The following is a 9,287-nucleotide window of genomic DNA, read 5'->3' on the forward strand; positions in this document are numbered from 1 at the left end:
GGTATTGACCGTATCCTTGACATGGGACGTACAGTTGTTAACGTAATTGGTAACTCATTAGCGTCATTAGTGATGGCAAAATGGGAAGGCCGTTTCGATCGCGAAAAAATGAAGAATTACTTTAATGAAAATGAAAATGAAAATTTAGCATAAGCTTTATCGCAATGTTTAGCATTCGTTAACATAAAAAACACCTTTCGTTGATGAACCATAGCCCATCAACGTAAAGGTGCTTTTTTTATACTACTAGAATCATATTGTCTATAGGCAAGAATTAAACTTAATCCTCTTTTTCAATCGTTGGGCTTCCGATATATGTGTATAAATCATCTGCTACATTCCTTTTTGCATTCACTGGAATTACTTTATTGGAAGAGAAGGTACCATATTTCTCTACATATTGGCCAAATCGTATTTAGCCGTTCATGTCTTAGGTGAGTACTCCTTTATATTTCACTTTAAGTGTCTCAACATTTGCTTTGTTAAAAATGGCTTAGGTCTTCACTTTACATATTTCTTGATGTTCGTCAGTTCACTACTTCCAACAGGTTTGATGCTGAAAAAAATGGAATAACATTTTTGAAAATCCTCCTAGTCATAAATCCCAATTTATGTCGACCTTCTTTTGTTTCAACTGCGTTTGTGGTAGCTCATGTTGGAAATTTTAGAATATGACTCACGTAAACTCCCTTATATCTCTAGATAAAGTTTTCACTCACTTCATATTAACTCCAGATAGGTCAAATATATTTGAACTACGAAGGAGGTAAGGAAATGAATTTTATCAAACGTGCATTTTTAAGTGTGAAAGCGAGGAAAGGGAAATCGATTATATTATTTACTGTATTTTTAGTAGTTTCTAATCTTGTATTAGCCGGATTTGCCATACAAAATGTGTCACAAAAGGCAAATGATCATGCTAGACAAACATTGGGTGTAGACGTAAGTCTTCGAATGGACGAAGAAAAGCTTATGGAAAACGTGGCAAAGCAGCGACAAGAAAATCCAAATGGGGAAATACAACACCCTGAACTTTTTACAGAAGATGCAGATTTGTTAGCTAAATCACCTTATGTAATAGACTACAACTATCTTAAAAGTGACATGGTTGTAGCAGATGATTACACACCTATTAACGATGCTGAAGGTGATGATGGAGTAAGCGGTGCGGTAGGCAGTAGTAATTCTGGAAATATGAAAATGCCTAATACGTTTCTTCAAGGCGTGAGAAGTTCTGAATTATTGCAGGAATTTACCGATGGAACGCATGAAATAATGGAAGGTCGTTCAATTACACCTGAGGATAAAAATAAGAAAGTAGCGCTAGTTGAAAAACGATTAGCAGAGCAAAACGAGCTTCAAGTTGGTGATATGTTAAAGGTTCAATCAATGGAAGGGACATCTGAAGTAGAGTTAGAAATCATAGGGATATATAAAAACTCAAGTATTTCTGACTTCGAGGGAAATTTACCAGCTATGATGCATCCATCTAACAAGCTATACACAAATTATGACGCGACGAAAGATAGTGATGAAGAGGGTTCAGTCATTAATGAAGCTATATACTACTTAGACGACCCAGAAAATATTGAAAACTTCAAAACGGAGGCAAAGAAAAGCAATATTGATTTTGATCTGTTCAAGTTAGATGCACATGATGCTTTATATCAGAAAATGGTTGGTCCCATTGAGAATATTGCTGCTACTTCAAAATGGATGGTCTATTTAGTATCCATTACAGGATCAATTATTTTAGCTCTTATTATTATGTTAACAATAAAAGAGCGACGTAAAGAGTTAGGCATACTCTTAGCAATCGGTGAGAAAAAGAGAAAATTAATTGGTCAATTATTAGTAGAAGTATTGTGTATAGCGGTACTAGCATTTGGTATTTCTACAATTACGGGTGAAACAGTGTCTCAAAAAATGGGAGATAGCTTATTACAGCAAGAAGTTATAGCCTCTCAAGAAAATCAAGAAGAATCAAATAATTTAGGATTCTCATTTGGAATGATGAATAAGCAAGATCATGACGTGAAGCCTATTGATGATATTGATGTAAGTATAACTTCACAAGATGTGTTGAAATTAGGTGGATTAGGACTGTTAATTGCCATTTTATCGACACTTCTTCCAGCACTATCAATTCTTCGCTTAAATCCAAAAGAAATACTTTTAAAAGATGAGTAGGGGGAGTCACACATGGACACTATATTACAATTTAAAAACCTATATTATTATTATGTAAATAATAACAGGAAGAATACTTTACTAGAGAATGTTAATTTTACCTTTGAGAAAGGCTGTTTCTATAGCATTTTAGGTCCTTCAGGTTCAGGAAAAACAACAGCACTGAGTTTGGCAAGTGGCTTAGATAACCCCAAAGAAGGACATGTGCTCTATAAAGGAAAAGATATAAAAAAAATTGGATTGGATAAATATAGAAATAAATTTGTTTCAATTATTTTTCAATCCTATAATCTGATTACTTATATGACAGCCCTACAAAATGTAGTAACGGCTATGGAAATTACAGGAGTTAAAGCAAAAGATAAAAAGAAACGAGCGCTTGAATTATTAGGAATGGTAGGTTTGACAGAAATAGAAGCAAAAAGAAAGGTTTTACAGCTTAGTGGTGGCCAACAACAACGTGTCGCTATTGCTCGTGCATTATCTAGTAATGTCGATTTATTAATTGCGGATGAGCCGACGGGTAATCTAGATGAGAAAACCTCAGCTGAAATCGTTGAACTATTTCAGGAATTAGCTCATCAAGAAAATAAATGTATCATTGTTGTGACGCATTCACAAGAAGTAGCCAAACAATCTGATCAGATAGTTTATCTTAAAAAACGCCATTTAGTTTGTGAAAATCTGAGTAAATAAACGAGGCTATTTTAACTGACAATGTATGTGCAATGTGATGGAATAAAAAAATGGGAGTGGTATATAATGTGGACAAAAATAGCGACCTCATTAGGTTTAGTCTCTCTTGGAATAGCAATAGGTATGTTTACTAACTTAGTGGATTTCAATCGAGACTTAGGTGACACTGAAGGCAATATGTATCAGGATTATAATTCGTATTTAGATGAAAGGAATCCGGCTCAGCGTGATTGGGAATCTCCAAATCCGAGAGGTGAGCTGACCCCAGAACAATGGGAGGAATTCACTGGTTGACAAATGCCTGAGCAATGGGATTCGTCCACATCTAATTCAGAAGAAAGTATTCAGGGTTCAACATCTCCATATTAATTTTCTTTCATAACTATAGTGAAAAATACTATAACACCCCCAAAGATCTGTAAATCTAACTATGGATCTTTGAGGGTTTTTTACTTGAAGATTACCCTTTTCTTATGAAATGAATGTAAGACTTTGATCGTAAGGGTCATATAAAATTTTTTAGGAATAATGTAGGTATCTTCACATAAACTACAGATTGCGTGGTTATAATGGCTAACTAGGGGGGATATCTTAATGAACTATAATATTTTAGTAGTAGAAGACGATTTAGAAATTCAAGAATTAATTAAGCAGTTTTTGATGACACAAAATTATAATATAGAGGTGGCATCTGATGGAGTAGAGGGAATAAAGAGATTAAACACGCAATCATTTGATTTAATTCTCCTTGATGTTATGATGCCCAATCTCAATGGATTTGAAGTGGCCAAAATGCTACGAAATCATTCTAATATACCCATTATCTTTTTAACTGCGTTAGAAGAAGAACAAGATCAAATGAAAGGCTTTGATCTTGGTATTGATGATTATATAACTAAGCCGTTTTCATTTCATGTGTTGATCAGACGAGTGCAAGCGGTTCTTAGAAGAAGTAATCATAAAAGTTGGGGAAATCATTTGAATTTTAATGAACTGAATGTCGACTGCGACGGATATAAAGCATATGTAAATAAGGAAGAAATACCATTAACTACAAAGGAATTCGAAATTCTACAACTACTACTCCATAATGAAAAAAAAGTGCTTACTAGAGAGATCATTGTAGAAAAGGTTTGGGGATATGATTATTCGGGAGAAACACGGATGATTGATACTCATATAAAAAACTTACGAAAAAAATTAAATTTACCCTATATTAAAACAGTAAAGGGTATCGGATACAAAATCGATGAATAGGATTGTCAACATCTTAAAGATGAAAAAAATAACCTATAAGCTCTTTATGATTACTTCTCTTATATTGCTATCGTTTGCGGTATTAATTTATTTAACTTTATACTTCTTCCTTCCAACATTCTACGAGCAATATAAAACAAATCAGCTCCAATCTGGCATAACGGAAATAATTGATAAATCTAAGAATTTAACATTAAAAGAAGCGAAGGAGCTTTTGGATGAGTACTCCTTAGAAAATAATGCAATCATTTATCTACAAGAAAAGAACGGACATATTTTATACTCTCCTTCTTTTAATTTTCAGGGAAATACACAATCACCGACGATTACTGGAAAAGCATCATCACCAACACAAAATGAAGACACTGTTTATGCATTTAATCAATCTTTGCCCATACAATTTCTGAATGGACACCATTTAATAGTTACTGTATTTGCGACATTTCAACCAATCGATGAAGCTTCACAGGTCTTAGTACGTTTTCTTCCTTATATTAGCATCATTGTTGTATGTATTAGCCTAGGAAGTGCCTATTTATATTCAAGGTTTATTACAAAACCACTCCTTTATATAAATGAGCGAGCGCAAAAGATGGCTAACCTCGATTTTTCAGAAAATATAATCGTTCGTTCTAATGATGAGTTAGAGGAATTATCGAATAGTTTAAATGAGATGTCGAATAATTTGCAAAAGACAATGAATGATTTACGAATAGCAAATGAACAATTAAAAGATGATATTGAAAGAGAAAGAAAAGTCGAAACAAAACGGAGGGAATTTTTTGCTACAGTTGCACATGAATTAAAAACGCCACTCACTGTAATGAAAGGGTATATAGAAGGAATGATTTATAATATTGGACCTTATGAAAATCGTGACTTCTATTTAGAAAAAAACCATAAAATTATAGAAAGAATGGAACAACTTGTTCGTGAAATTTTGAGTATGTCCCAACTAGAGCAACATATATTCAAAATCCAAATGAAAGAAACAAATCTCTCAGATTTAATTGAGACTATAACGAAAGACCTCGTTTTTTTTGCATCTCAAAAGGATATTACGATTATTAATAAAATTCCCCCAAATCTGTACGTATTTACAGAAAATGTTTTACTAGAAAAAGCATTTAAAAATATTATCCATAATGCAATTATGTATTCACCACAAGGAGAAACAGTATATTTAGGGTTGACGAAGGATTCAAAAGAAAATCAGATTCAAATTCAAGTCATGAATACGGGTGTACAAATTAAAGCAGAGGAACTACAACAATTATTCCAACCTTTTTATAGAATCGAAAAATCAAGGAATAGAAATACTGGTGGGAGTGGATTAGGCTTATATATCGTTAAGCAAATATTTATATCACTCTCTATTCATTATTCTGTGAATAATGTTGAGAATGGCATTCAATTTTTAGTTACATTTCCTAAAAATAAATAAATGCTTTAAAGATTGAGTTTTTTGAAGGCTACAACCGAATACACAGACGACTCAATAATCAATTTAGATTTATTGAGTCTTATATTAGATAGGAGATTGACTGAAAATGAAGATAAGAACAAAGTTAATTATTATTTCTTTGAGCCTATTATTAATTCCAGGTTTGATTATAGGGGTTAGCAGTTATCACTCTGCTAAAGAGCACTTGGATGATTTGGGAGAGAAGATGTTAAAAAATAATGTTGAAATGGCACTGCAATTAATTGATTCAATGAATTATGCGGTTCAAACTGGAGAAATATCTTTGGAGGAAGCCCAAGAAAAAGTAAAACAAAAATTAATTGGGGATTTACAAAGTGATGGCACCCGTAAAATAACGACACACGTTGATTTAGGTGAAGATGGCTATTTTGCTATTTATGGAACGAGTGGAGATAGGGTAGCTCATCCTTTCTCGGAAGGAGAAAATGCTTGGGAAAATGTAGATAGCCATGGCGTTTATATGGTGCAAAATATGATAACCGCAGCACAAAATGGCGGGGATTTTACCTATTATGCTAGAGCCATGCCTCAAGACCCTGATGCCGAAGAAGACAAAATAGCCTACTCTGCTTTAGATCCGAACTGGGGTTGGGTAGTAAGCGCTAGTAGCTTAATGACATCATTTAATCATGGAATTCATTTAATCCAATATACGATTATGATTACCTTGGGCATTAGTATTTTAATAGGTTTAATCGTTATATTTTTATTTTCCAGACACTTAGCCGTTCCTGTTCAAATGGTTACTGAAAGTGTTGAAAACATTGCTAATCAAAATTTAACCTTTACATATTTAAACGTTAAAAATAAGGATGAGTTAGGCATTTTAGCGACAGGCATAAATACGATGACGACAAATTTACGAGGTATTATTGAATCCGTTTCGAACTCAGCCGAACATGTTGCTGCTACATCCGAACAACTCACTGCGAGTAGTGAACAGACAAGCACCGCTTCAGATGAAATTACGAGGGCTATTCAGGAAATTTCTATAGGACAAGAAAAGCAACTAGTTGGAATGGAAGAAGCAAATCATTCTGTTTTGCAGATATCATCGAGCATTACTGCCATTACTAAAAATATTAAAGAATTAAATGACCTTTCCGTTGAAACCTCTAAAGTCTCTCTTTATGGTAATGAAGTTATTAATCAGTCTGTTGAACAAATGAATCACATTAATAACCAAAACATAGTGACAACTGAAGCAATGCGATTGCTTGAAAGTAAATCACAAGAGATTGGTGAGATTATTACGGTCATTACTAACATTGCAGCACAAACAAATTTACTTGCTTTAAATGCAGCGATTGAAGCAGCGCGTGCAGGAGAACAAGGTAAAGGTTTTGCTGTTGTAGCGGATGAGGTTAGAAAACTAGCGGAGGAATCGGGTAATGCAGCAAACAATATTTCTTCACTCATAGGTGAAATTCAACTTAATACACAGCATACAGCACAAATGGTCAATGAAGGGAAAAGTGTCGTTGAAACGGGTATAGGTTATGTGGCAAACGCTGGAAAAACTTTTGAAGAAATAGCAGCCGATGTAGACATGATTAACCATAAACTTTCATCTGTCTCAACTGAAATTCAAGAAATTAATACGAATACAGAGATTCTAGTAAATGAAATACTGAAAACCAAAGAAGTTACCGATCAGTCATCGAGGTACACACAACAAGTTGTTGCAGCAGCGGAAGAACAGTCTGCTACGATGACTGAGATGACATTTGCTTCTCGTTCTTTAGCAGAGATGTCGCAGGAGCTTCAAAATCTAGTATCAAACTTTAAAACCAACGAATGAATAATTGCGTTTGATTAGAATTATAAAATAGAAACATACTCTCATCGAAGCTACGAAGAATATAGAGCTAGCAAAATGATGAACACATAAATTTGTTAGCTTTTTTATAGCTTCGGAATGGTATCTTTTGTTGATGCTTCATATAAACTTCATACAGCATCTATACTAACTACAGATATGCTTTATAAAACAATAAAATAGTAATTTTTTAATAAAAGATGGAGGTTGAAACGACCCTATTGGAGGAATTAGGATGGAGACGGGGATATTTGAATCAAATCGTAAATCTGTATTAAAAAGTATTGAACGTAAAAAAACTTTTGCATTAGTATATATTACGATTATAAGTTGGCATGACTTGAATACTTCTAAACACATAGACGTGGTTGAAAGGAAGCTAACTTTGTATCAACAAGAAGTGGAATGGTATAGAGTATTTGATAAGGAATATATTTTAATCTGTCATGCTCAGTCACAAGCACAGTTGATTATGCAAGAATTATCGAATATTGAATTTTTGAAGATACAGTATCTTTATGTCCAAGATAGAAAACTTCCAGCGTTAAATTACGTTAGACAAGTCTATTCGCAAAACACGAAAAGTAGTGAGATAAAAGAGTGCATGTCACAGAAAGATTTAGCAACGGAAGAGTTTGAAATAGTTTTCCAACCGATATTACACAATAATAGACAAATATCCTTTGAAGCACTAAGTAGATGGCAGTCGGAAGATATGGGCTCTATGTCTACGGGTATATGTATTCCAATTTTACATATAGAGAATTTGATAGAATTAACCAAGAACATTATAAATAAGGCTGTTGAATTATTGAGTAGATATAATGAAATTATTTATGTTTCGATTCATTTATCAGCGCCATTAATCAAGGATATTACTTGGCTAATTCAACATTTAGATGAAATTAGTTTTAATAACAATCATCGAATTGCTTTTGAAATAACCGAAGAAACTATAATGGGAATAGAAGCAAGAGCCAATCTAAAAATTATTCATGATCGAGGTCATAGTATTTTTATTGATGATTTTGGTACTGGAAACTCGAATTTTCAATATATGACCTTGTTCCCCCTGGATGGGGTGAAACTAGATAGGCTATTTATAAGTGGGAAATCAAATAAAAAAGTAATGGAGCTACTGACAAAATTTATCAAAGCTATGGGTCTAGAAGTAATCATAAAAGGCGTCGACAATGTTGAACAGCTTAATTCCTTATCGAAAGCCCAATATGATTCCATACAAGGCTATTACATATCGAAACCTCTAACAATAAATGAATTGACAAAATTTATATGTGAGAATAGTTAGGCTATTGAGATCATTTTTAGTGTAAGGAAAGTAAAGCAACCTCTATAGAATAAAAGGGATTTTTACATAAAAAATACCATAAAAAAACGCAATACCCTTAATGTTAGAAAGGGGTTGCGTTTTTTGCTTCATAAAACCAAGAAAAGGTGAAGGTATGAATAAGAAAGAAGGGAACTCCAGATTATCTTCAGGAAATCTCTAGAAAATCTCCATACTGTTCCCATATGAACTACAGATAATGCCTTTATTATAAAACCTGTAAGACAAAATACATTTTAAAAGGAGAATAAAAACATGAAAAAGAAAAAGAGATTGGCTGCTACTACTTTAGGTGCTGTATTTGCACTATCCACTTTGGGGTCTGCATTCGCAGCAGAAGTTCCGACTCAAGTGAGTGTGAGTAGTGAATATGTGGTAGGGCAAGCAACTAAACCAGCGAACTTTGATGAAATTTCAAAAGAAAAGGTGCAGGCTATTTTTGACCAAGTAGAGGCAGGCACACTAACGAAAGAAGAAGGCATGAAGCAGCT

At 33.6% G+C, this 9,287-nt stretch carries 7 protein-coding genes and 2 pseudogenes; all 9 read left to right on the forward strand.

The features are described from left to right. Nucleotides 1-153: pseudogene (locus tag ACP3VS_RS07280) on the forward strand (glutamate:protein symporter); the annotation flags it as partial. Nucleotides 154-774: 621 nt separating this feature from the next. Beyond that, on the forward strand, nt 775-2,190 hold the full coding sequence (locus tag ACP3VS_RS07285; RefSeq protein ID WP_036215460.1) for an ABC transporter permease: 1,416 nt from the start codon (nt 775-777) through the stop codon (nt 2,188-2,190). A 12-nt stretch (nt 2,191-2,202) separates the two neighbouring features. After that, nucleotides 2,203-2,886 (forward strand): ABC transporter ATP-binding protein, encoded by a 684-nt coding sequence (locus tag ACP3VS_RS07290; protein WP_012293796.1) that lies wholly within the window; start codon nt 2,203-2,205, stop codon nt 2,884-2,886. A 66-nt stretch (nt 2,887-2,952) separates the two neighbouring features. Next, complete coding sequence (locus ACP3VS_RS07295; RefSeq protein WP_241745264.1) at nt 2,953-3,180, forward strand: hypothetical protein; 228 nt, start codon at nt 2,953-2,955, stop codon at nt 3,178-3,180. Between the two features lie 300 nt (nt 3,181-3,480). Beyond that, nucleotides 3,481-4,143: a response regulator transcription factor gene (locus tag ACP3VS_RS07300; protein WP_012293798.1), complete on the forward strand. Its 663-nt coding sequence runs from the start codon at nt 3,481-3,483 to the stop codon at nt 4,141-4,143. Next, the gene (locus ACP3VS_RS07305; protein WP_426388496.1) at nt 4,136-5,587 is read left to right on the forward strand and encodes a HAMP domain-containing sensor histidine kinase; all 1,452 of its coding nucleotides are present in this window, start codon (nt 4,136-4,138) and stop codon (nt 5,585-5,587) included. The genes ACP3VS_RS07300 and ACP3VS_RS07305 overlap by 8 nt, the downstream gene beginning before the upstream one ends. A 106-nt stretch (nt 5,588-5,693) precedes the next feature. Next, nucleotides 5,694-7,430: a methyl-accepting chemotaxis protein gene (locus ACP3VS_RS07310; protein ID WP_031419456.1), complete on the forward strand. Its 1,737-nt coding sequence runs from the start codon at nt 5,694-5,696 to the stop codon at nt 7,428-7,430. Nucleotides 7,431-7,683: 253 nt separating this feature from the next. After that, nucleotides 7,684-8,757 carry an EAL domain-containing protein gene (locus ACP3VS_RS07315; RefSeq protein WP_198695957.1) on the forward strand — a complete coding sequence of 358 codons (1,074 nt, stop codon included), beginning with the start codon at nt 7,684-7,686 and terminating at the stop codon, nt 8,755-8,757. Nucleotides 8,758-9,051: 294 nt separating this feature from the next. Further along, nucleotides 9,052-9,287 (forward strand): annotated as a pseudogene (locus tag ACP3VS_RS07320) (hypothetical protein); the annotation flags it as partial.

Origin of the sequence: Lysinibacillus sp. VIII_CA, assembly GCF_049943995.1 — a bacterium.
Taxonomy (GTDB): Bacteria; Bacillota; Bacilli; order Bacillales_A; family Planococcaceae; genus Lysinibacillus; species Lysinibacillus pinottii.